Here is a 23,921-nt window from a genome sequence, read left to right on the forward strand (position 1 = left end):
TTCGTCGCCCGCCGGATGCGACCCGATCGGGGGAATTACCACTTTGCCGGGGCCCAATATTCTGATTCCACCCGGACCGGGTGCGACCGCGCGATTTGGCGAGGGCTTCGGCCCGCGCTTCATCGTCACGGTCGACACCGAGGAGGAGTTCGACTGGGACGCCCCGCTGAGGCGTGACGGTCACAGCACCGCGACGGTCTCGGCGCTGCGCCAGTTCCAGCACTTCTGCGAGGGATTCGGGGTCAAGCCGATCTATCTGATCGACTATCCGGTCGCCGATTCGCCGCATACCCCCAAGGCGATCGGCGACGCCGTCGCGGCCGGCCGCGCGGAAATCGGCGTGCAGCTTCATCCCTGGGTCAGCCCGCCGTTCGACGAGGAGGTGAACGAGTTCAACTCCTTCGCCGGGAACCTCCCGTTCGAACTGGAGCGCGAGAAGTTCGCCCGGCTTCACGCCCGCATCGTCGAGGCGTTCGGCACGGCCCCGCGCATCTATCGGGCGGGGCGTTACGGCCTCGGCCCGCGCACCGCGGAGATCCTCGCGGATTTCGGCATCGCCATCGACTCGTCGGTGCGCGCCCGGTTCGACTACAGCAGCACCGGCGGCCCCAACTATCGCGAGCATCCGCTGAAGCCCTACTGGATCGATGCGGAACGCCGCCTGCTCGAACTGCCGCTGACCACCGTCTATTGGGGGCCGCTGCGGCAGATGGGCAACGTGATCTATCCCCATCTCTGGCGCACGCCGCAAATGCGCGGGGTGCTGGCGCGCGCGGGGCTGCTGGAGCGTATCGCCCTGACCCCGGAAGGCATCAGCACCGAGGAAGCGCTGCGCGGCGTCGACATCGCGCTCGACGATGGCTTGCCGCTGCTGGTGTTCTCCTTCCACAGCCCCTCGCTGGCCCCCGGACACACCCCTTACGTCCAGACCGAAGCGGATCTCGAAGGGCTCTACGACTGGTGGCGGCAACTCTTCGCCCACCTCGAACGCCGGGGCGTCCGCCCGACCAGCGTTGCCGAAATCATGGACAGCGTGGCGCTTGCACCGAGCGACACTCCAAGCTAACGCGCTTGCGACTTGGGCTTGATCGCATGCCCTTGGCGACGGTGGGGGCCCGTAGCTCAGTGGTTAGAGCTGGCCGCTCATAACGGCTAGGTCGCGGGTTCAAATCCTGCCGGGCCTACCACCCCACCGTCAAAACCACCCCACCGTCAAAACTGCGCCTCCGCCCTGCCACCATAACGATACGGACCCGGCACCGGATGCCCGTGCCGCGGCGCAGCCGGCTGGCACAAGCGCCTCTCCACGATCCCGGCAAATTTTCCGAGTGCGTCAAACGGTGGAAAAGGGGCTTGCGCAGGAAAGGCGCGGAACCTAAGGGCTCTCGTGCGTCGGGGAGTGGCGCAGCCCGGTAGCGCGCCTGCTTTGGGAGCAGGATGTCGCAGGTTCGAATCCTGTCTCCCCGACCAACTTCGCAAAATCTCTAAAATTCAGAGACTTGGAATACCGTTCACAACGGCAACGTAGCAGCAAAATGTAGCAGTTTTGCCAAACGTAAATTGTGGAAAACCTCGCCTTCCCGCAAAAAATTCGATGCCCCACCCCTTTTGGTGTGGTTTGATAGGGCATGCCGATAACAATTAGCCATGTCGTGGAAGCGCTCTCGGCGCTTGGTGGGCGCGCCACCGTCGAGGAAATACACTGCAAGGTCTTAGAAATTGCGCCGGCGCCAATTCCCAAATCCAGTCGCCAAGTGGTGCGAGGCCGTCTGCAAGACCATTCTAGTGAGTCCAGCCACTACCGAGGCAAAGGCGACTTTTTCAGAAGCGTCCATGGACTTGCTGACCGTCGAGGCGTCTGGGAATTGACGCCGGAAGCCAGGAAGGCCGAGATCGTAGATCGCAACGAAAAGACGCCAACCAACGCGCCAGGCCCACTCCAACCTCCCCGCAATCCGACATGGAGCAGGGATGAGCTTATCCTCGCGCTGGATATGTACATGGGCAATCCAGCTTCACCGCCAAGGAAAACGAGCGCTGAGGTTGCCGCGCTATCGGCAATTTTGAACAAGATGCATCGCCTGAGCGGCAGTAGCGCCTGTGCGTCGAACACCATCTCTTGCGTCTCGCGAGGATAGGCACGGACAAATGGTGCCCGTGACCAGCAAAACCGCATATGCGCGACCTTCACGCGCATTGGCTTGCCGGCGATCTCGACGTCCTCATGGCTCCAGTCGAACTGGTAAGCCTCGCCGGGCCGGTACATCAACGGGATGAACGCCTTGGTCATATCGCCGGCGTCAACGCGACGCTCACGCTTCCAGCGTGCAGCATAGCGCCGCACAGCGTCATAAGAGCCGCCAAACCCTTCGCGCTGAAGCAGATCATGGATCCGCGTCATGCGAAGCCGGTCACGCCGGGGCAGCCCTTCGTTCTCTTCAAGCAGTTCTTCCAGGCGAGTGCTGAAAGGGCCGGTCTGCGGCCGATGCTGTTCCTTGCGCTCGTAACTGGCATCCGCGTTCGGCGCCCGGATCGCCTTGCGCACCGTGTTGCGCGACAGCCGCAAATCCCGCGCTATCGCCTTGATCGGCTTACCGTCCCGGTGCTCCCGACGGATCCTCGTAATCGTCTCCACAACCAACATCCCTGTACCCGCCGTCCGGAACCGAAACGGCGGCGCTTCTCACAATGAGATGAAGGGGGTCAATTTTAGACGCCGATCACCCCGCTAAGGGGGTCAATTTTGCACGCCGCTCCACAGCCTGCCTGATCGAAAGACCTTTGAACTCCTTCCTCTTCCTGTAACCCACCGGCAGAGCTGCCATGGCATTGCGCCATTCTCTGACCTCAGAGGCAGCGACCGACCGAAGATTTCGATCCGTTCCGATAAATTCCGCGAAACTAGTGACGGCGATTCTGTCTTGCACTAGGGTGTCATCGCCTTTTTTGCCCTCAGAGCGACGCTGAGAGGCATAAACATCAAAAAGGTCGATAATACCCTCGCCAGCCTTCGCGCGCTCCTGACGCCTCCTAGAGAGATTTTGCGTGTGAATGCTCGGGAGGAAGTTGCCGGACGGATTTTGCAAGGTTTCTACGGCCTTGCGAAACAGGTCCAATCCGCACTTCGACAAGTGCCCAACCATGACTGAGAATTCGGTGGAGTCTTCTGGCACATCCCACCCACGCAATTGGATCGCTCGCAAAGCTTTACGACGCCAGAACCCATCATCACCTGCAAGTTGCCTTCGGGCTTGCTCAGCATACTGCTTGGCGAACAAGCCCTGCATCGCCTTAAATGCCTCCGGCCCCGATTGCGCCTGAGTCCTGATGAGAACATCCAGCTTCCGACTAGCTTCATCAAAACCAAGATGTAGCGCCGCATCCTCAATGTCCGCCATCGTCGGTCGGATAAGCGTCGGAATTGCTGATTTACTAGCGTCGTTTGCGGCAACAGACTGGCAGGACCGAAGCTCCGCCGTCCATTTACTGATGTGAGGAAGCGCTCGAAACTCAGCTTCACGCTTATCCGGCGTGCCAAGCGACACGATGAATTCGCGCTTGCCGAGAGCGGGACGGAGCGACTTCGGCACCGTCATGCGAGCGTACCAGTTTTGCGAACCGCGCCGCTTAAGAAGGAATTTGGGACGGCTCATAGACGCCGCCACGCAGAGAAGATTTGTAGCATATGAAAGCTACATGCCACGCAGCCAGCAGGTCGAAAACCGCGAGTCCAAGCCATTCTGCGAGGGTTACTGCCCTTTTGCTACATGGCGTCCTACATCCTGTCTCCCCGACCATCTTCCTCCATTTCGCTGATTTTGTAGCCCGGCCTCGCAGGTCGGGCAAGGCTGCGCGCGGCGACACGTTTCTCTGTCCAGCTTTGCGGCGGCGGAATGCGGAGCCCCGTTCGCTGCAGAAATGAGCTTCATTTCAGGTAGATACCTGATTCTGGCGTTACCGCCGTACAACCCCTGCTCCGTGCAGTCGGGAGCGAGCACGGCGGTATTCGCCGCACCTCAGCGCCATTTCCAGACGCCGCGCAGATCGTAGATCTGCCCGAAAAAGCGACGCACACTTCTTAAAAGATGCGTATACTACCTTATTTGCGGAAGGCATGTGGCGCCCGAGCAAAAGGCAAACCCTAAATAGTTCCACCGAACATCGGTCGGCCCGCCGCGCTTCTGCGGATTTTGACGCAGTCCCTGCACAACATCTTGCCCCCTCCGTCCATCGAAGCGCGAATGCTGCAAATGCCGATGCAGGCACAAGGCTGCTGCTTGTCCAAAAATCATCCTAAAGGATGAATATTCTTATATTACTCAATTTTATTACAAAACGTTGCCATTTTGCAACATTTGCGAACCTTAATTGAAATCTCCCTGAAATATTTTTTGAAACTCCGCGGGAATGGCCGCAATGGCCACCGCGTTGGCGCTCTGCGTGAGCACCAACGAGCGCGACATCGATCGCCGCTCTGCCCTGCCGGCCCCCCGACTCCGGCTGCACCAAATGGACAAGGAAACACATTTTGAAAGCACTTCCCATGAAGGCTGCATTGTGCGTTGCAACAAGCCTCACAGCCTTCGCACTGCTGTGCAGCACTGCCAATGCCCAGGAAGCCCCGGCGCCGACGGCTGCGGACAACGGTGACGACGGCAGCACCATCGTCGTCACCGGTTCGATCACCCGCAATCCGGCAGCGGCGACGGCTTCGCCGGTCGTTTCCATCACGTCCGACGACCTCGAGAAGCGCGGCATCAAGACGGTCGCCGACACGCTGCAGACCCTGACGGCCAACAACGCGGGCACCATTCCGGCCAGCTGGTCGGGCAACGGCTTCACCACCGGCGCCACCGCCCCCTCGCTGCGCGGCTTCAACAACGCCTACACGCTCACGCTGTTCGACGGCATGCGCACGGCGTACTACCCCCTTGCCGATGACGGTCAGCGCAACATCGTCGACATCAACTCGATGCCGGGCTCGATCGTGTCGCGCGTCGACACCCTGCTCGACGGTGCTTCGGCCACCTACGGTTCGGACGCCATCGCCGGTGTGGTCAACGTCATCACCAAGCGCGAAATCCAGGGTCTCCACCTTGATGTCTCGACGGGTATCTCGCAGCGCGGCGACGGCGGCGAGCAGCGCATCAACGGCACTTACGGCTACGGCGACCTCAACGACCAGGGCTTCAACGTCTACGCGAACTTCGAATACCAGAAGAACGCGGCGATGGATCTCTCGGCCCGCAAGGGTCCGTGGAGCACGGCCGACCAGTCCTCGATCTGCGGCACCGCGACCGACGGCTGCCTGACCAACAACGTGCGCAACGGCATCCAGGCCGACGGCAGCTTCAACGGCATCCAGTCGACCATCGTGCCCTTCGTGCAGCCCTATGCGCAGGACGCCGACGGCAACTGGGTCTCGCAGGGCAACTACCAGATGCTCAACCCCGGCGCGGGTTGCGGCAACCTGACCGCGGTCACCCTGACCCCGGCACAGCAGGCCGGCGGCATTGCCGGCACCCCCTCGGTGGTGTGCCAGCAGGACCTCGTCAACGACTACCAGGCCTATACCGCGCGCACCAAGCGCATCGGTGGCACGCTGCGCGGTACGGTTCGTCTGAACGACCAGACCGAAGCCTACCTGATGTTCAACTACTACAACGTGACGACGGCCAACCGCGCCGCGCCGATCGGCTGGACCGGCCGCACCGCCGCCGGCGGTGAGCGCGTGACGGTCAGCCAGATCCTGCTGCCGGCCTACGTCTGCGCGGACGGCGTCGGCGGTGTCTCGGGCAACATCCTGACGGCCACCGGCTGCGATGCCTCGAACGGCGTTCTCAACCCGAACAACCCGTTTGCCGCCCAGGGCCAGTCCGCCCGACTGCTGGGCATGCCGGACATGCCGACCTACACCTACACCAACGCCAAGACCTACCGCGTCTCGGGCGGTGTCAACGGTTCGTTCGGCGATGGCTGGGACTACACCGTCGGCGCGACCGCTTCGGAAGTGACGCTCGACGTCACCAACACCGGCTACATCAACGCCCAGGGCCTGATGGACGCCATCGCGCAGGGCACCTACAACTTCGTCGATCCCTCGCAGAACTCGGCCGCAGCGACCCAGGGTGTGTTCCCCGACCAGCACAAGCGGGCGACCTCGAAGCTGGCACAGATCATCGGCACGCTCAGCAAGGACGTTGTCGAGCTTCCGGGCGGCATGCTGAACGTCGCGGTTGCCGGCCAGTATCGCTACGAATCGATCAACAACCCCAGCTCGAACCCGGCCAACGACGTCAATCCGGCGGATCGCTACTACAGCATCAACGGGATCGGCGTGAAGGGTCACCGCAACGTGTGGTCGGCCTCGTATGAAATCTCGATGCCGATCGTGGACGGCTTCCGCGTCAAGGCTGACGGTTCGTACGACCACTACTCGACCGGCCAGCAGAACTTCGCGCCGAAGTTCGAAGCCGAGTTCCAGCCGATCAGGCAGGTCAAGCTGCGCGGTACGTTCTCGAAGGGCTTCCGTGCCCCGAACCTGAACGAATCGTTCCAGGATCCCTCGACCGGCTACATCACCTCGACCATCAACTGCTCGAACGCGGCTTATGCCGCCTTCTGCGCAGCGCACGCCAGCAACCCGGCGTACTACGAGGGCGGTTACAGCCTCGGCGTCACCTCTTCGGGCAATCCGAAGCTGAAGTCGGAAAAGTCGACCTCCTACACCTTCGGCACGGTGATCCAGCCGACCCGCAACATCACGCTGACCGTCGACTACTGGCGCACCAAGATCAAGAACCTGATCACCTCGGTCACCCCGACGGCCGATGTCTACGCCCAGTATTACGGCAACAACGGCGTCGTGAACATTCCGGGCTTCACGGTGACGCAGGGCGCCCCCGATCCGGAAAACCTCTCGGCCCTGCCGCTGCTGGGTGAAATCGTCGCTCCGTTCCAGAACGCGAACTCGATGATGGGCAAGGGTATCGACGTCTCGGCTTCGGGCGTCTTCAACCTGACCGACAGCCTCTCGTTCAGCACCAATGCCACGGCTTCGTACCTAATCCGCCTGGAACAGAACATCGACGGCCTGATCAACCGCTTCGACGGTTCGCTGGGCGGCTGCAACTGGACCTCGTGCTCGGGCGCCCCGCGCTTCCGTGCCTCGTGGCAGAACACGCTGACGGTCAACGACAAGACCAGCCTTACGCTCACCGCGTACTACACCAGCGGCTATTCGAGCACCTCGTCGGATGCCGGCGGCACCTACAAGGACTGCGCGGCCAGCGCCGAGGCCGGCCAGCTGGTGACCTACCCGGACAGCGGCAACCCCGTGCAGTGCCATGGCCACAGCACCTTCGACCTCGACGGCCACGTCGAAACGAAGATCGCCGACGGCAAGTTCACGCTTTACGCCGATGTTCTCAACATCCTCGACGGCAAGCCGAACTATGACCCCAACGCCGCCTACGGCGTCTACCAGTTCAACGCCGCATGGCAGGACCGCCTGTTCATGGGTCGTTACATGCGCATCGGCGCAAAGGTGGACTTCTAAGGCCGCTTAAGAGGTGACCGCTGCTGTCCGCCCTCGCAATGACGGGCGGCCAGCAGCGCGAGGCGGGATCAGGGAGGAGTGTCCCTTGTTTCTGGTCCCGCCTTGCATCCGGCGCGTGCATTCACCAAGGACACCGCGGCGAGACAACACCCGTGTCCCGGCGCTTCCTGACGAGCCTATATCCCCTTCCGGCCAGCGGTGATGGCATCCATCACCAGACCCCGCAGGCCCGCGTTGGCGATCCCTGCGGCAATCCGATTCTCGCTGCCTGTGAAATTGCGGCAGCGCATCGCTGGAATCACGGCTGAACGCCGCCGGATCGCCCGGTCGATATTGCCGGGGCAGCCGCTCTCTCCCCTCCCCATCTCCATACCCCTCGCCGCGCAAACAGTCTCTGACCGCCCGGCACATGATCCGTTCGGACGGAAACGGCACATGGACCGGAACTTCCGTGCTTCCCGCGCTTTTCCAGCCGTCAGGAATGTCCTCCCGCCTGGAAACGCGGCCTGCCGCACGCGCCGAATCGTTGACAGGACGCTTTGGAAATGCGTGCCTCATGCCCGGAGCAATTGAGGATCGCGACGGCTTCGCGCCGTCCGCAGAACTTTGGTCGCCAAAGCCTCGCTTTGGTGCTATCGTCGTATGTCCTGCAACCTGAAATGGGCTCTGCGGCCTTGCGTGCTACGTTCACTCGCGAGGATTGGGATTCGTCGGACGTAGCTTAAGGTATTTGAAAGATGACATTCGATAGGGGTAATCGCGGCCAGGGACGCGACCGGTTTGGCGGTGGTGATGATCGTTGGGGCGGCGGCAACGATCGCTTTGGCGGTGGTGATCGCTACGGCGGTGGTGATCGTTTTGGTGGTGGTGACCGCTTCGGCGGCTCGCGCGGCGGCGGCTTCGGCGGCTCGCGTGGCGGTGGTTTTGGCGGCGGCTCGCGCGGCGGCCAGGGCATCGTCGTTGGCCAGGGCAGCGGCACGGTCAAGTTCTTCAACCCGGACAAGGGTTTCGGCTTCATCCAGCTTGAGAGCGGCGGCGACGACGCCTTCGTGCACATCAGCGCGGTGCAGGCTGCCGGCCTCGAGACGCTGGCCGAAGGCCAGCAGCTGGAATTCCAGCTGGTCGAGCGTAACGGCAAGGTTTCCGCGTCCGAGCTGGTGATCGTCGGCGAAGTGATCGTCGCCGAGCGCCGCGAGCGTTCCGCCGCTCCCGCGCAGCGCCAGCTGACCGGCGAAAAGGCCACCGGCACCGTCAAGTTCTTCAACGGCACCAAGGGCTTCGGCTTCATCGTGCGCGATGACGGCCAGCCCGATGCCTTCGTGCACATCAGCGCCGTCGAGCGTTCGGGCCTGCACGGCCTGTCGGAAGGCGATCAGCTCGAATTCGAAATCGAGATCGATCGCCGCGGCAAGGCTTCGGCCGTGAATCTGGTCCAGCGCTGATGGACCTGGCCATGGCCGCCCCTGGCGGCCATGGCTCCATCTCGCGCTTTCCTCGATCGCTTCACGAGCGGCCCCGGAAAGCACGCGGTGCATGTCGAAGGCACGGGTCAAGGCCGCCTTCGACAGGCCGGCAGCGGGCAAGGGGCCGATGCCCCCGATTCGATTGCACGGCATGCGGACGGACCAGCTCCCTTTCGGAAGCGAAATCCGGCCTCATTGCCTGAACCCCGGGCCAGAGGGGGTTCGTTCCTGCCTGCAAGGCCGCCCTTCGCCGGCGCCGTCAGGCTGATGATCTGAGAACCTGGCCTTGTCATGGCGCTACCGACGTCATGACACGGCCAACAAGACGACAACGGATTGCATGAACAACGACGATCGCAGCGGCGACAATGACTCTCCTCTTCTCGACCTGGACAAGGGTTCGGTCCAGCGGTTCATCGCGCGCGCCAAACGCCAGGGCGTCATCACGGTCAAGGAGCTGAATGCCGCTCTTCCGCAGGACCAGATGAACACCGACCAGATCGAGGACATCATGGCCGCGATCTCGGAAATGGGCGTCAAGATCATCGAGAACGACGATGACGACGACGAGGATGGCGAGCAGGAAGACGGTGTCGACGCCGTCGATGGTCGCGATGACGAGTCCGGTTCGGATTCCGATTTCGAGGAAGGCAATTCCCGTCGCCGTCCCGGCGAGACCCGCAAGGCCGACACGCACGCGCGTTCCGACGACCCGGTTCGCATGTACCTGCAGGAAATGGGCTCCGCCGAGATGCTCAGCCGCGAGGGCGAGGCCGCCATCGCCAAGCGCATCGAAGCCGGCCGCGACATGATGATCATGGGGCTCTGCGAAAGCCCGATGACGTTCCATGCCATCATCGGCTGGTCCGAGGCGCTCAACAACGGCGACATGCAGCTGCGCGAGATCCTCGATCTCGACGCCATGCTCTCCAAGGAACCGCAGCCCGAGAACCTGGGCGAGGACGGTGAAGCCGACGGCGAGATTTCCGCGGCCACGGCCGGTCCCACCTTCAAGGAGGACGACGATTCCGACGAGGACAACTCGGAGGAAGTCGACGAGGACGGCAACCCGATCGCCAAGCGCCGCATCGAGGATGACGAGGAAGAGGACAACACCCTCTCGCTCGGCCAGATGGAAGCCGCGCTGACGCCGGAAGCCCTGGAGAAGTTCGCGCTCATCACCGAGTTGTTCCGCACGTTCGAACGCGTCCAGAGCGAGCGCCTCGACGCGCTGGCGCTCGGCATCGACTTCCCCGCCGCCAAGGAAGAACAGTACCAGCAGCTTCGCGAGGATCTTACCGCGCAAGTCGAATCGGTGCAGTTCCACGCGACGAAGATCGAATACCTCGTCGACAACCTCTACGCCTTCAACCGCCGCCTCACCACGCTCGGCGGCCAGATGCTGCGCCTGGCCGAGCGCCACAAGGTCAAGCGCGCCGACTTCCTGGAGGCCTACACGGGCCGGGAACTGGACGACACCTGGGTCGCCGACATGGCGAAAAAGGACAAGAAGTGGGCGGCCTTCGCGGAAAACGAGGCTGAACCGGCCGAGCGCATCCGCCTCGAGGTCTCGGACATCGCGGCATCCACCGGCATGGCCCTGTCCGAATTCCGCCGCATCGTGAACATGGTCCAGAAGGCGGAGCGCGAGGCGCGCATCGCCAAGAAGGAAATGGTCGAGGCGAACCTGCGCCTGGTGATTTCGATCGCCAAGAAGTATACCAACCGCGGCCTGCAGTTCCTGGATCTCATCCAGGAAGGCAACATCGGCCTGATGAAGGCGGTCGACAAGTTCCAGTACCGCCGCGGCTACAAGTTCTCGACTTATGCCACCTGGTGGATCCGTCAGGCGATCACGCGCTCCATCGCGGATCAGGCCCGCACGATCCGTATCCCGGTCCACATGATCGAGACGATCAACAAGCTGGTGCGCACCAGCCGCCAGTTCCTCCATGACCAGGGCCGCGAGCCGACGCCGGAGGAAATGGCCGAAAAGCTGTCGATGCCGCTCGAGAAGGTGAAGCGGGTCCTGAAGATCGCCAAGGAGCCGATCAGCCTCGAAACGCCGATCGGCGACGAGGAAGACAGCAGCCTGGGCAACTTCATCCAGGACGAGAACGCCGTCATCCCGGTGGATGCGGCGATCCAGTCCAACCTGAAGGAAATGATCACCCGCACGCTGGCCTCGCTCACCCCGCGCGAGGAGCGCGTGCTGCGCATGCGCTTCGGCATCGGCATGCCGACCGACCATACCCTCGAGGAAGTCGGCCAGCAGTTCTCGGTGACCCGCGAACGTATCCGCCAGATCGAGGCCAAGGCCCTGCGCAAGCTCAAGCATCCGAGCCGTTCGCGCATCATGCGGGCATTCCTCGACTGAGCCGTGCCCAGCAGCAAGCGGGCTCATCCCGCGCGGCAAATGGCGAGGCTATCAGCCTCGCCATTTTCGTTTGTAGCATGATGGATCGACCCGGCATTCGGACGTCCCCATCCAACGGGCCCCTATCCAAGGGGCTCCCATGCCGGAATCGATCCCCAGGCCGTCAGAAGCGGGTGCTCATCCCGAAGTTGATCGAGCGGCCCATGCCCGGCACCGGGCGCAGCACGCCGGTGGCGCCGTAGTCGCCCAGCGACATGCCGCCGAGCGGCAGGGCATAGCCCTTGTCGAACAGGTTCTTCGCTTCCACCGTCAGCGTGATGCCCTGCGCCAGCAGCCCCAGCGTATAGCCCGCCCGCAGGTTCACCAGCGCATAGCTCTGCGTGCGCGGCTCGTTGCGGGTGGCATCGACACGGGTCTTCTCGGCCACGAACTGGATGTCCGCGCCCGCCTCGAAGGCGCCGCTAAGATGCGCGAGGCCCATCGTCAGGTTGAACGGCATCTGCCGGTAGAGCGGGCCGTTGTCCGAGCGGTTCTGCCCGTGAACCCAGGCGGCGCTGGCGGTGAAGTCGGTCTCGCCGCGCGCGGTGCGCTGCAAGGGCACGCTGGCGCTGGCGTCGATGCCGTAGAGCTCGGCCTCCTGGTTGGCGAACTGCAACTGCACGAAGCCGCTGGGCATGCCCATCATGTCGGTCAGGTCCCTGAGGCGGACCGCATCGATGTAGTCGTGAACGCGGGTATAGTAGGGCGAGATCTTGAGCATGGCGCCGCCCTTCGCGGTCAGCCGCAGGGCCGCGCTGACCGTGTCCGCCCGCTCCGGCTTGAGGTCGAGGTTGCCGACATAGCCGTTGCCATCGCCGTACCAGCCGATCATCTGGCTCGACATCGCCCCCTGCCCCCAAGCATAGCGCTCGTAGAGGTTGGGCGAGCGGGTCTTGTGGGCATAGCCCAGTTCGAAGGCCAGCATGTCCGCCGCCTGCCAGCTGACCAGCGCCGTCGCGCTCCAGTTGTTGTCACGGCGATGACGGTCGGCGGCGTTGAACGTGGCCGCAGCCATCGCATCGGCCATGTTCATCATATCGGTGCCGTAAGGCTGGACCGCGCCGGTGTTCATCGTCACCCGGTCGAACCGCGCGCCGATCAGCGTCGAGAGACGGTCCGACCAGTGCGATTCCCACTCCCCGAACAGGCCCAGGCGGTCACGCCTGCCGTTGTTGATGTTGAGGTAGGTGTCCGGCCCCATCATCATCGACCCGGCAACCGGCGGCCACCAGTCGTCCATCCCTTCGTGATGGAAATCGCCGCCAAGGTGCAGCGTGTCCTTGCGGCCGAGCGGCAGGTTGACCTTGAGCGCGGACGTGAAGGAATGAACCTCGGTCTTCATCGGCATCGTGCCGGGCTGCTTGTCGGCCAGGAAGTCCATCGCATGGTCGGTATCGCGGTAGCCGGCGGTGAAATCGACATCGCCCCAGCCGAACACCCCGCGATAGCGGCCGTTGAGGAACCACGACGTGTTCGAGGTCATGTCCATGTACTGGTTGGGGAAGGCCTCATAGGGCGCGAAGTGATAGCCCCCCTTCACCTCGAACAGGCCGACATCGGTCTGCGCGGCGAGGGCAAGCTGGTGATCGGTCTTGGCGTATTCGGTGGAGCGCACCTTGCCCATCGCGCCGCCGCCCTTGTAGTCGTCGGACTGGGTGTAGGAGCCGGTATAGGTGGCGCTCACGCGCTTGCCCGCCACGGTCAGCGAAAGCGCGCCGCCGAAGCCATCGCCATTGCTGCGATAGAAGCTCGAGGCCTCGCCCGTCACCAATGTGCCGCCTTCCACCGCGAAGCGCGGCATCCGGCTCTCGACGCTGACGATCCCGGCGATGGTGTCGCCGCCCATGCTCACCGGCGAGACGCCGGGCACCACCGCGATGGCGCCGACCGTCTGGGGATCGGTGTAGGACAGCGGCGGGTTCATGTCGTTGGGACAGGCAACGTCGATCGGCAGCCCGTCGACCACGATCAGCACCCGCTGCTCGCTGAGCCCGCGCAGGATCGGCATCGAGGACAGGCCGCCCCCGCTCGCCGCGCTCACCCCGGGAAGCTGCGCAAGTATGGCGCCGGTATCGCTGCTCGACACCGCCTCGCGGCGAAGGCGCTCCACCGAGACCCTGGAGGCGTTGAGCGGCGCCGCGGCGATATTGCGCACGGCCGACGTGAAGTCCGCGTGGAGGGCGGGAAGCGCGGCGGCCTCGGCGGCGGGCGGCTCGGCGGAACCGGTTTCCTGGGCGGCAAGAGGGGCAGGCGCAAGAGCGAGCGCCGCGGCGATCGCGAAAATGGACGTCTTCATGGAAAAACCCTGTTGTTCGCGGGGCCAGCGCTCCGCGCCGACCCTGCGTGACCTGAACTGTCGAAATACCGGGCCGCCGTGCGCTGCGCAGGCGGCCACGGGATCGGCTCAGGCCGGAGGGCCTCTCAGCGGTGGGCGCAAATGGGGCCGTGGGGCAAGCGCAACCGCGCGGACCGGCGCGAAGCCCAGCGCCACGATGAAGGCGATCGCCAGCGCCAGCAGCACCGGATCGGCGCCGCCCAGCGAGACCATCGACAGCGCGCCGAACGGACATTCGCCCTTTGCAGGCTTGCCGGGGACGTGATCGCCGCCGGTCTTGAGCGGCACCAGCATCTGCAGGGTGCCGTCACCGCCGGAGGCATCGTGACAGATCTCGATGGTGATCGCGCGGAGCCCCTGCCCCGGCATGAAGCCGGTCGGCAGAAGGGCCTTGAGGCAAAGCGCGATAGCCGCAAATACAAGCGCTTGCTTGTGATACTGCCGGAAAAAGACGCGCAAGGTCCCCATGGCCCCTGCCCCTAGCCCAGCCGTCGCATGTTGTCACGCAAACTGGTACGTCAGCTGCAGGCCGACTGCCCGCCGGTACCGGTGACGCCCGCGGTGAGGTTGCGGCTGTCGCGGATCAGGAAGGCCGCTTCCTGATAAAACACCGGGTTCTGGACAAACATCGTCCCGAACAGCGGCTGGTAGGCGTAATAGACCTCGACATACATGACCGCCGAATTGGTCGTCGCGGTGATCACGTGCCCGGTCTTGCCCATGCCGGTGAGCGTGGTGCCTGCCGCCCCATAGGCCGAACTGCGCGCCAGGCTGCCCCGGCATCGCTGCCAGTGGATGTATTGCTGGTTGCTGGAGTTGATCTCCAGGCTGGAGAGAATGATCCGCCCGTTGCCGGTGAAATTGAACGAACTGCCCTGCATGACCGCGCCCGACATGACCGAGTTGATCTGCGTCTCGGTCACTGTCGGGGTTACCGCGGTATTGTCGGTCTGGCCAAGGCGCGAGGCGTTGTCCGCCACCGAAGTCGCGATCTGGGAAACCTCCATCTTCACCATCGCCATGTAGGCAAGCTCGGTGCCGTAGAGGCCCAGCGTCAGCATGATCGGCAGCATCAGCGCGAATTCCATCAGCGACACGCCGCTGCAATCGCGCCGCAGCCTGCGCATGACGCGGCGCAGGCGAGGAACAAGCATCCGCTTCATCGGCAACTCCCCGCCGCCGAGCCATAGCTGCTCTGCAGCGCGTATGGCTGGTTCTTCCGCACCGCGATCGCCGTCAGCGTGCGGCTGTTGTCGCGGTTGGTCAGGCCGGGGATCGGGAACAGCGGCTTGTAGGTTGCCTTCACGGTGTAGACGACAACGTCGTTGGCGCCGCCATTGCCCGACTTGCCGATATCGGCATCCCACTGGCCGTTCTTGTTCTCGTCGGTGTAGGTTTCCCCGTTGTCGCAGGTGCCGTTCGAATTGGCGTCGTTCCACGCCTCGGGCCGTGCGATGTCGGAGAAGTCGTAATAGCTGCTGCGCGTGACGGCGATCGTCACGCCCGGCGCAACATTGCCGACGATGCTGGCGATCGCCTGGTCCTGCGCTGCGGTATCGACCGCCTCCAGCGTACCGTTACGCGCCGATTCCTCGACCGCGCCGTGCAGCACCGCGCTGACATAGGCCATGTGGCCGATATCGAAGATGCCCATCAGCAGCACGATCAGCACCGGCCCCGCCACCGCGAATTCCAGCGCGGTGACACCGGCCTGATCACGGCGTAGACGGGTGCGCAGAGCGCGACGGCGGCGCCCGGTCACTGGGTCAGCCTCAGTTCGCCGACCTGCTTGGCGATTTCCTGGAAGGCGGTGCTCAGTTCAGTCGCATTGGCGGCCGTATAGGAACTGTTGGCCGAGGCGCAGGTCGTCAGGTCACTCGACAAGGTGGACGTGAAGGCGATTACCCAAAGCCGCACACCCTTGGCCTTGATCGCCTCGCAGACGGCCAGGAAGCGTTTGGTATGGTTTGCCGTCTCGGTCGACGAGCTGCCGTCGCTGGCGACCTTGCGATCCCAGTATTCCATGCCCCAGGCCTGCTGGTAGGTGTTGATGGTCTGCATCTCGCCGTCGGTCATGAAGATCAGATGGCGCGAAACCTCGCCGCCGTTTGCCGCGGCGGTGTTGACGTTGTCCTGGAAGACACCGCTCGGCGAGATCATCCGCCCGCCCCAGATCATGCCGATGTCGAGATAGGTATTGCCGTTGGCGACCAGCGAGTTGGCATAGGTGTTGAATGCGGACTGCGACATTTCGGTGAGCAACTGCCCCTGCGCCGGACAGGGCGAGGTGGCGAGCGCACCGCTGGTGGTGGGCGAGGCGTAGCTCTTCGTGCTGTTCGATCCGCTGTTGTAGCGCATGTAGGCAGCCTCGGGCCACAACGGCCCCCAGCGCGTGGCGGCGTTGCTGGGAACCGTGTCGAGGTCGATGTCATAGGCATTCGACGGGGACATGCCGGTCACCGCATTGTAGCTGATGCTGCTGGTCGCCACGGTGGAGCGTTCGAGGATGCACCCGTCCCAGGTCGAGGAGACGGCGGTGCCGTTGTCGCCGGTGTAGAGCGTCGCGGCTTCGCCGGTCTTGAAGACGTCGGTCGGCCAGGAATAGGGCTGGTAGGCCCACTGGTAGAATTCCGAATTCGCGGTCGGCGTCGGCGTGACCGTCTTGGCCCCGGTCCAGGTCTCGTTGGTCGTCTCGGTGCGGGTGTTATCCTGGTAATAGACGTTCCAGCGGCCGTTGTTGGACTGCGCGCAGCTGTACACGCGCTGGGTCTGGCCCTGGCTGACCTTGCGCGTGACGGTAAGGTTGGGGCTCGTCCCGCTCACCGTCAGGGTGACCGATTCCGACCCCGAATCGGCCCAGGTCGTGGACGTCGGCATGTTGCTCAGGCAAGTGGACTGGTTGGAGTAGCCGTTGCCAGAGGTGTACTTCTGCGAGTTGCCGTAGGACGTGCTGCCATAAGTGGTCGAACTGTTGGTCCTGGTGGCATTGGAATAGTCGATGTAGACCGCGGTCCTGGTCTGGTAGGTCCAGGTGTCGGCGATGTAGTCGGGATTCTCCGCCATCAGCAGCTTGCCGACGTTGACGGTGGTGCTGTAGGGCACGAAACCATAACGGATACGCGCGTTGGTGGCCGCCGTCGCATTGGCCAGCGTCGTGTAGAAGTCCTTCATCGCCTGTTGCAGCGCGGCCAGGCGGGTCTGGCTGCCGGACAGGATCGAGCCCATCGACCCGGTGGTGTCGAGCACCATCATCACGTCGGCATTGCCCACGCCCATCGACGAGGCGCAGCTCACCGAAACGGTGAAGGTGTTGAACCCGAACAGGCGCATGACCAGCGTGTTGAGCGTGGTCGTCGCCGTGCCGGTAACGGTCTTGCCGCCGTCGGTCGATGCCGCAACGAAGCTTGTGCCGGTCACTTCCTGCGAGGTGCTGTCGAAATTGGTGGCGAAGTAGTTGTTCGCGGCGGTCTGCGAGGCGGTGTCGAAACCGGCTGTCGTCACCGTGCGGCGACCGGCCAGCACGGCCGCGTCGCAGGCAGCCTGGAGCTGGTTGCGCACCTTGTAGTCCCGGCTGAGATCGATGCCCGAACCGACGACAGCGGCGGCCACCATCATGCCGACGGCGGCCAGCGGCAGGATGTTGCCCGCCGTGTCGCGCAGCAGATGCAGGAACCGATAACTCAAGAGGCGCATCGCTAGCCCAGTCATGAAGGAATACCCCCCGGTAATCAGGGAGTTTCCCTAGACAGGAATGCTTAAGGAAACCCTTCGTGGTGCTACGGCGCGCATCCTCGACAAAACGTAGCCAATCGATGGAAACGCCAAATTAACCTTGCCAGGCGGCCTGCAGAAAGCGCCCCTTTGCCTTGAAAACAAACGATACATCACCGCAACCGCCCATCCCTTGCGGATGGCGTCGGCAACCGGGATCGCCTTGACGGTTGAGGCATGAGGGGCGCACCGCTAATCCGAAAGAATGAGCCAGCCCGTTACGCCCGCCATCCTTTTTGTCTGCCTCGGCAATATCTGCCGCTCGCCGCTGGCCGAGGCGGCCCTGCGCTGCGAAGCGGCCCGCGCCGGGTTCGATGTCCTGGTCGATTCCGCCGGAACCGGCTCCTGGCATATCGGCAATGCCCCCGATCCGCGCGCCCGCGCCGAGGCGCTGCGGCACGGCATCGACATCTCGTCCTACCAGGCCCGGCAGGTCGGGGCCGACGACTTCGACCGGTTCGACCTGATCGTGGCGATGGATAACAGCAACCTCGGCAACTTGCGCCGGCTTGCCCCCTCGCGCCCCGGCGGAACGCGGGCGAGCCTCTCGCTGATGCTGGACCATGTGCCGGGCATGGCGGGCCGCGATGTCGAGGATCCCTACTTCGGCGGTCCGGAAGGCTTCGTTACCACCTGGGAGCAAGTGACGGCAGGTGCCAGAGGCCTGATCGCGGCACTACAGAAGGCGTGACCAGTAGCGCAGCGTCTTGGCGGATTCCGCCGCGTCGCGGTGGTCCTTCCACGAAAGGGTGCAGGTAAGCCCATCCAGCGGCGCGTAGCCGCGCTTGCTCCAGAACGCATCGAGCGGGCGGTAGGCCGCGGGCCGGTCGGGATGAGCGGCCTCGCGGACCACCGATGCAAAAACGGCGATCCGTGCCCCCGCCTTGCGCGCCTGCGCTTCGCGCTGGTCGAAGAAGGCGTGGCCCACCCCCTGCCCGCGCCATTCGCCCAGCAGCACCGATTCGCCGAAATAGAACGCCTCGGACACGTCGATTCCATGCATCTCGACAGGCCCGCGCAAGGCCTGCTCCTGCGCCGCGAGCGGCGACGCGGTTGCCGCGCCGACGATGCGACCGCCCTCGCAGGCCGCCACCAGCACCCCGCCGGGCGCCTTCACGAAGGCGGCAAGATAATCACGTTCGTAGGCCGGATCGCCGTCGTAGAGATAGGGCCACTCGGCAAAGACCGTCATGCGCAGGCGCGCAAGATCGTCCACGGCCGAGAGAATCTCGGCTCCTGTCAGCGTGCGTATGGTCAATGTCATGGCAATGTCCGTCTGGGGTCCGTCCAGGGTCCGTCCACGTTACGGCCACGTCCCGGCCGCGAACCGTCTGCAAACACGGGATAGAAGCGGCGCACCGCGCTCGCAATAGTGGCACACTTCCTCCGCCACCAGCCTCACGCACCCTGCATCGCCGACCGGATGACGCAAGCCGGTTTGCTTTTGCCCCCCATTGAATTATATGCGCGCTCGAACGCCCCGGCCGAGCTGTCGCCTAGCGACGCCCCCGCGCCGGGGCTTGCTCTTTTTATCCATTCAAGGACGAACACGCATGTCCCGTCGCCGCCAGATCTACGAGGGCAAGGCCAAGATCCTCTACGAGGGCCCCGAACCCGGCACCCTGATCCAGTACTTCAAGGACGATGCCACTGCGTTCAACGCGCAGAAGAAGGGCACGATCCAGGGCAAGGGCGTGATCAACAACCGCATCAGCGAGTACGTGTTCACGCGCCTCAACCACATCGGCGTGCCCAACCACTTCATCCGCCGCCTCAACATGCGCGAGCAGCTGGTCCGCCAGGTCGAGATCATCCCGATCGAGGTCGTGGTGCGCAACGTGGCGGCCGGCTCGATCTCCAAGCGCCTCGGCATCCCCGAGGGCGAGATGCTGCCGCACACGCTGATCGAATACTACTTCAAGGACGACGCGCTGGGCGATCCGCTGGTCGCCGAAGAGCACATCGCCTGCTTTGGCTGGGCCACCAACGAGGAGATGCAGGACATCTCGTCGATGGCGATCCGCGTGAACGACTTCATGTGCGGCATGTTCGCGGCGATCGACATCCGCCTCGTCGACTTCAAGCTCGAATTCGGCCGTATCTGGGACGGCGACTACAGCCGCGTGATCCTGGCCGACGAAATCAGCCCCGACGGTTGCCGCCTGTGGGACATGCACACCGGCGAGAAGCTGGACAAGGACCGCTTCCGCCGCGATCTGGGCGGTGAGGAAGAGGCCTACCAGGAAGTCGCCCGCCGCCTCGGCCTGCTGCAGGACGACAATGGCCCGAGCGAAGTGCTCGACCTGTCGAAGCACCGCAAGCTGCGCGGCAAGTAAGGCATCGCCTGAACGCATGCAAAGGCCCGGCCACCGCAAGGTGTGCCGGGCCTTTTCGCGTCAAGGCTTGCGAAAGCGGCCTGAATTCGCACAAATCACCTCTTGTTATCAGCATCTTGCTCAGGCACTGGCGCTACATGCGAACGATTCTCATTACCGCCCTCCTCCTTGGCGCCGCCATCCCTGCCATTTCCGCTCCGGCCACGGCGCGCGAAGCCGTAGCCGCGCCGCGTGCCGAGGACAGCAGCTGGGCCTTCGAGAAGAGCGACGTCCCGGTCGATCCCGACTTTCGCTTCGGCCGCCTGCCCAACGGCATGCGTTATGTGATCCGCCACAATGCGACCCCCGCCGGCACGGCCGTGGTACGCATGGAGATCGCCGCCGGATCGCTTGACGAAACCGATGCCGAACAGGGCTTTGCGCACTTCCTCGAACACATGGCCTTCAACGGCTCGGCCCACGTCCCCGAAGGCCAGATGGTGCCGCTGCTGGAGCGTGAGGGGCTGGCCTTCGGTGCCGACACCAATGCCTCGACCACCTTCGAGCGCACCGTCTACAAGCTCGACCTGCCGCGCGCCGACCAACACCTGCTGGATACCGCACTGATGCTGATGCGCGAGACTGCCAGCGAGCTGACCATCGCCCAGGCTGCCGTCGACCGCGAGCGCGGCGTGATCTTCTCGGAAATGCGCGACCGTAACAGCTACGGCTACCGCAACAGCGTGGCCTCGGCCGGGTTCTTCTATCCGGCCTCGCGCTATGTCCGCCGTTTCCCGATCGGCACGACGGAAACCCTGAACGCGGCCAGCGCCGCATCGCTGCGCGCCTTCTACGAGCGCGAATACGTGCCCGCTCATGCCACGCTGGTGGTGATCGGCGATTTCGACGCGGACGCCGTGGAAACCGCCATCCGCAGCCGCTTCACCGACTGGGCGCCGCGCCCCGCCGAAGCGCAGCCCGATGCCGGTCCGGTCAATCCCAAGGACAAGGACCGCACCGCCATCTGGATCGACCCCGCGCTCTCCGAGCGGCTGGTAATCCAGCGTAACGGCAAGTGGCTGGACGAGCCCGACACGATCGCCCAGCGGCAGGAAAACCTGCTGCGCTCGGTCGGCTACGACATCGTCAACCGCCGTCTCCAGCGCCTCTCCCGCAGTGCCGAACCGCCGTTCCGCGGCGCCGGTTTCGGCACCGGCGACGTGTTCGAGGCCGCTCGCTCCACCCGCCTCATCATCGACAGCGTGGACGGGAAATGGGCCGATGGCCTTGCCGCGGCCACCCGCGAATACCGCCGTGCGCTGACCGGCGGCTTCACCGATGCGGAAGTGGCCGAACAGCTCGCCCAGCTGCGCACCGCTCTGACCAATGCCGCAGGCTCGGCAAATACCCGCAACAATGCCGCCCTTGCCGCCGCCGCGCTCTCGCTCGTCGACGACCGTCAGGTTCCCTCGACGCCGCAAGGCGCGCTCGACCGCTTCACGGCCTTTGCCCCGCAGATCACCCCCGCCGCCGTGCTGGCGGCGATGAAGCGCGAGGCCCTCGCGCTCGACAAGCCGCTGATCCGCTTCGAGGGCCGCACTGCCCCGACAGGCGGTGAAAAGGCCCTGCGCGAGGCGTGGCGCCAGGCCATGCACGCGCCGCTCCCCGCCGAGCAGGCCGCCGCCACGGCGCAGTTCGCCTATACCGATTTCGGGACCCCCGGCACGGTCGTTTCCGACACGCTCGATCCGCTTTACGGCATCCGCGAGGTGCGTTTCGCCAATGGCGTGATGCTCAACCTCAAGCATACCGACATCACCAGGGACCGCATCGCCGTCAGCGTGGCCATCGACGGCGGCAACATGCTCGACACCCGCGCCAACCCGCATGCGACCGACATGGTGCCCTACATGGACGAAGGTGGCCTCGGGAAGCACAGCCGCGACGAACTCGACACGATCATGGCCGGGCACACGCTGGGCTTCGGGCTCGGCAAGGGCGAAGCCAGCTTCGCGGCGCAAGCCGGAACGACGCCGCGCGACCTCGAATTGCAGCTGCAACTGCTCACCGCGCTGATCACCGATCCCGGTTACCGGGCGGAAGGCGAAGTGCAGTACCGCCAGCAGATCAACAACGCCTTCGCCAGCCTTCGCGCGACGCCGGGTTCGGCGATGCAGGCCGATCTCGGCACCATCGTTTCCGACAACGACCCCCGCTTCAGCCTGGGCAAGCTGGAAGACTACCGCCAGCTCACTTATGCCAAGCTGAAGGCCGATATCGGCGACCGGCTGGCGCACGGCGCCATCGAGGTCGGCATCGTCGGCGATGTCGACGAGGACAAGGCGATTGCCGATGTCGCCGCCACGCTGGGCGCCCTGCCCGCGCGCGAAACCGCCTTCCGCGAGTACGCCGACCAGCCGCCGCGCACGTTCACCGCGGACCGCAAGCCGCGCGTGGTCCGCCACACCGGCCCGGCCGATCAGGCGCTGCTGCGCGTAACCTGGCCGACGCGCGACGATGCCGATGCGATCGAGACGCTCAAGCTGCAACTGCTCGAACGGGTGGTGCGCATCGAACTGACCGACAGCCTGCGCGAAGCGCTCGGCAAGGCCTATTCGCCTTCGGCCGGTGCCGCGCTGTCGCGCCGCTGGAAGGGCTACGGTACCTTTGCCGTGGCCGCCTCGGTGGACGTTGCCGACGTGCCCGCCGCCCGCAAGGCGATTGCCGATGTGATGACGCAGCTGCGCAAGGCGCCGGTGAGCGACGACGTGCTGCAACGCGCGCGCCAGCCGCTGCTCGAAGCCTTCCAGAACGCGCTCAAGAGCAATGCCGGCTGGATGGCGCTGGTGGACCGCGCCCAGACCGAGGCGGACCGCATCGAACGCTTCAAGCTGGCGCACGACCGCCTTCAGGCGCTCACCGCCGCCGACGTCGAAGCCGAAGCGCGGCGCTATCTCGATCCCGCGCAGGGCCTCGAAGTGCTGGCCCTGCCGGAAGGTGTCACCGAACCTGTGAAGTAACGGATGTCCGGGCCGGGGGAGACGGTCCCCCGGCTCGTCCCGTTCAGCGCGCGTGATTGGGCCGCGTCGGCCGTCCGGTGCGTTCGGCCCATTCGGCGATGAGATCGTCGTAGAGCGCCTGGTCGATCAGATCGTACTTTTCCGGGAAGTTGGCGAAGGCGCCCATCGCGCTCTTCACCGAGCCCGTCTCCATCAGTTCCCGCGCCATGGCGAGATGACCGACCGCCGCCGAGACCCAGCCCCACGCGGTCGACAGCGTGAAGGCGGTATCCGGCAGGTTGAAACCCAGCGTGCAGACCGGGATCTTCATATGCGGGATCACCTCGGCCTGCTGCGCGGGCGGTGCGCTGGCGAAGACGATGGCGTCGGCCCCCGCCTCGGCATAGGCGTGACCGCGCCGGATCGCCTCCTCCACCGAGCCCGAGCCGCCGCCGCCATTGGCGCTGGTGTAGAGTTCGTCGCAGCGCGCAATAATGACCAGCCCGGAATCGCCCCGCGCCTTCACGCCCGCCTCGATCCGCAATTGCATGTCCTCGATGGAACACAGCCCGTTGTCGTGCTTGGAATGCTTGGGGTTCACCTCATCCTCGACATGATACCCGGCGATCCCGGCAGCGGCGTAGCGGCGCGTGAAGTGATAGGCATCGGCCACCGTCTCGCCCAGCGTATCGGCATCGACGATCAGCGGAATATCGATGGCCTGCGCGATCCGGGCCGACTGCTCGATCATCTCGACTTGCGAGAAGATTCCGTTGTCCGGGACCGCGTAGTGAAATGCCGAGCAGGCATGGCCGCCAAGATAGGCCGCCTTGAAGCCGACTTTCTGGACGATCCGCCCGGTCAGCGCCGAATAGGCCTCGGCGGCGACAAAATGCTCGCCGCTCTCGATCAGCGCGCGCAGCTTTTCACCCGGTGTCGGCATCGTCGTCTCCCTCGGCGCCGCTCCTGCGGGCGTCTTTTCCAGGAGAATGGCTGGCAGACCCGCGCCGCACCGGCAAGCACCCGCCGGATCGCCCCGGCGTTCAACGCCGCAAAAAGTCGCG

General features: G+C 64.4%; 15 protein-coding genes, 2 tRNA genes and 1 pseudogene. 9 read left to right on the forward strand and 9 right to left on the reverse strand.

Annotation, left to right across the window (positions count from 1 at the left end):
* The first annotated feature begins 43 nt into the window (after nucleotides 1–43).
* The 3 genes from DM450_RS10275 to DM450_RS10285 all read left to right on the forward strand — a co-directional run bounded on the left by DM450_RS10275 (nucleotide 44) and on the right by DM450_RS10285 (nucleotide 1,470).
* Nucleotides 44–1,066 carry a polysaccharide deacetylase family protein gene (locus tag DM450_RS10275; RefSeq protein ID WP_142634559.1) on the forward strand — a complete coding sequence of 341 codons (1,023 nt, stop codon included), beginning with the start codon at nucleotides 44–46 and terminating at the stop codon, nucleotides 1,064–1,066.
* A 45-nt stretch (nucleotides 1,067–1,111) separates the two neighbouring features.
* Nucleotides 1,112–1,187 (forward strand) — tRNA-Ile (locus DM450_RS10280).
* A 206-nt stretch (nucleotides 1,188–1,393) separates the two neighbouring features.
* A tRNA-Pro gene (locus DM450_RS10285) sits at nucleotides 1,394–1,470 on the forward strand.
* A gap of 625 nt (nucleotides 1,471–2,095) precedes the next feature.
* Here the strand turns inward: DM450_RS10285 and DM450_RS10290 are convergent.
* Both DM450_RS10290 and DM450_RS10295 read right to left on the reverse strand, forming a co-directional pair.
* Nucleotides 2,096–2,644: pseudogene (locus DM450_RS10290) on the reverse strand (IS21 family transposase); the annotation flags it as partial.
* Nucleotides 2,645–2,720: 76 nt separating this feature from the next.
* The gene (locus DM450_RS10295; protein ID WP_312846137.1) at nucleotides 2,721–3,653 is read right to left on the reverse strand and encodes a DUF6538 domain-containing protein; all 933 of its coding nucleotides are present in this window, start codon (nucleotides 3,651–3,653) and stop codon (nucleotides 2,721–2,723) included.
* 875 nt (nucleotides 3,654–4,528) lie between these two features.
* Between DM450_RS10295 and DM450_RS10300 the strand changes: the two genes are divergently transcribed.
* From DM450_RS10300 to rpoD, 3 genes are all read left to right on the forward strand, one after another.
* A complete protein-coding gene (locus DM450_RS10300) occupies nucleotides 4,529–7,558 on the forward strand; it encodes a TonB-dependent receptor plug domain-containing protein (protein ID WP_142634563.1) in 3,030 nt (1,009 codons plus the stop codon).
* A 737-nt stretch (nucleotides 7,559–8,295) separates the two neighbouring features.
* Nucleotides 8,296–9,000 carry a cold-shock protein gene (locus tag DM450_RS26465; protein ID WP_142634565.1) on the forward strand — a complete coding sequence of 235 codons (705 nt, stop codon included), beginning with the start codon at nucleotides 8,296–8,298 and terminating at the stop codon, nucleotides 8,998–9,000.
* A gap of 361 nt (nucleotides 9,001–9,361) precedes the next feature.
* Entirely contained in the window at nucleotides 9,362–11,398 is a 2,037-nt protein-coding gene (gene rpoD / locus DM450_RS10310) for an RNA polymerase sigma factor RpoD (RefSeq protein WP_142634567.1), read from the forward strand.
* Between the two features lie 163 nt (nucleotides 11,399–11,561).
* On the opposite strand, the gene DM450_RS10315 is transcribed toward rpoD, so the two are convergent.
* From DM450_RS10315 to DM450_RS10335, 5 genes are all read right to left on the reverse strand, one after another.
* On the reverse strand, nucleotides 11,562–13,733 hold the full coding sequence (locus DM450_RS10315; protein ID WP_142634569.1) for a TonB-dependent receptor: 2,172 nt from the start codon (nucleotides 13,731–13,733) through the stop codon (nucleotides 11,562–11,564).
* A gap of 108 nt (nucleotides 13,734–13,841) precedes the next feature.
* Nucleotides 13,842–14,240: a hypothetical protein gene (locus DM450_RS10320; RefSeq protein WP_142634571.1), complete on the reverse strand. Its 399-nt coding sequence runs from the start codon at nucleotides 14,238–14,240 to the stop codon at nucleotides 13,842–13,844.
* A 50-nt stretch (nucleotides 14,241–14,290) separates the two neighbouring features.
* The gene (locus tag DM450_RS10325) at nucleotides 14,291–14,935 is read right to left on the reverse strand and encodes a TadE/TadG family type IV pilus assembly protein (RefSeq protein ID WP_242526101.1); all 645 of its coding nucleotides are present in this window, start codon (nucleotides 14,933–14,935) and stop codon (nucleotides 14,291–14,293) included.
* Nucleotides 14,932–15,534 (reverse strand): TadE/TadG family type IV pilus assembly protein, encoded by a 603-nt coding sequence (locus DM450_RS10330; RefSeq protein ID WP_260609775.1) that lies wholly within the window; start codon nucleotides 15,532–15,534, stop codon nucleotides 14,932–14,934. The genes DM450_RS10325 and DM450_RS10330 overlap by 4 nt, the downstream gene beginning before the upstream one ends.
* Entirely contained in the window at nucleotides 15,531–17,480 is a 1,950-nt protein-coding gene (locus tag DM450_RS10335) for a pilus assembly protein TadG-related protein (protein WP_260609776.1), read from the reverse strand. Before DM450_RS10335 ends, DM450_RS10330 begins: the two co-directional genes overlap by 4 nt.
* A 268-nt stretch (nucleotides 17,481–17,748) precedes the next feature.
* Between DM450_RS10335 and DM450_RS10340 the strand changes: the two genes are divergently transcribed.
* Entirely contained in the window at nucleotides 17,749–18,234 is a 486-nt protein-coding gene (locus DM450_RS10340) for a low molecular weight protein-tyrosine-phosphatase (RefSeq protein WP_142634573.1), read from the forward strand.
* Here the strand turns inward: DM450_RS10340 and DM450_RS10345 are convergent.
* The gene (locus DM450_RS10345) at nucleotides 18,220–18,807 is read right to left on the reverse strand and encodes a GNAT family N-acetyltransferase (RefSeq protein WP_142634575.1); all 588 of its coding nucleotides are present in this window, start codon (nucleotides 18,805–18,807) and stop codon (nucleotides 18,220–18,222) included. The genes DM450_RS10340 and DM450_RS10345 overlap by 15 nt on opposite strands.
* A 289-nt stretch (nucleotides 18,808–19,096) precedes the next feature.
* Here DM450_RS10345 and purC point away from each other — a divergent pair, with 289 nt between their 5' ends.
* Together purC and DM450_RS10355 are read left to right on the forward strand one after the other, a co-directional pair.
* Entirely contained in the window at nucleotides 19,097–19,879 is a 783-nt protein-coding gene (gene purC / locus DM450_RS10350) for a phosphoribosylaminoimidazolesuccinocarboxamide synthase (protein ID WP_142634577.1), read from the forward strand.
* Nucleotides 19,880–20,016: 137 nt separating this feature from the next.
* Entirely contained in the window at nucleotides 20,017–22,878 is a 2,862-nt protein-coding gene (locus DM450_RS10355) for a pitrilysin family protein (RefSeq protein WP_142634579.1), read from the forward strand.
* A gap of 43 nt (nucleotides 22,879–22,921) precedes the next feature.
* Here DM450_RS10355 and DM450_RS10360 read toward each other — a convergent pair whose 3' ends face one another.
* A complete protein-coding gene (locus tag DM450_RS10360; protein ID WP_142634581.1) occupies nucleotides 22,922–23,800 on the reverse strand; it encodes an oxaloacetate decarboxylase in 879 nt (292 codons plus the stop codon).
* Between the last annotated feature and the right edge of the window lie 121 nt (nucleotides 23,801–23,921).

This window comes from Sphingomonas sp. IC081 (assembly GCF_006874585.1).
Taxonomy (GTDB): domain Bacteria; phylum Pseudomonadota; class Alphaproteobacteria; order Sphingomonadales; family Sphingomonadaceae; genus Novosphingobium.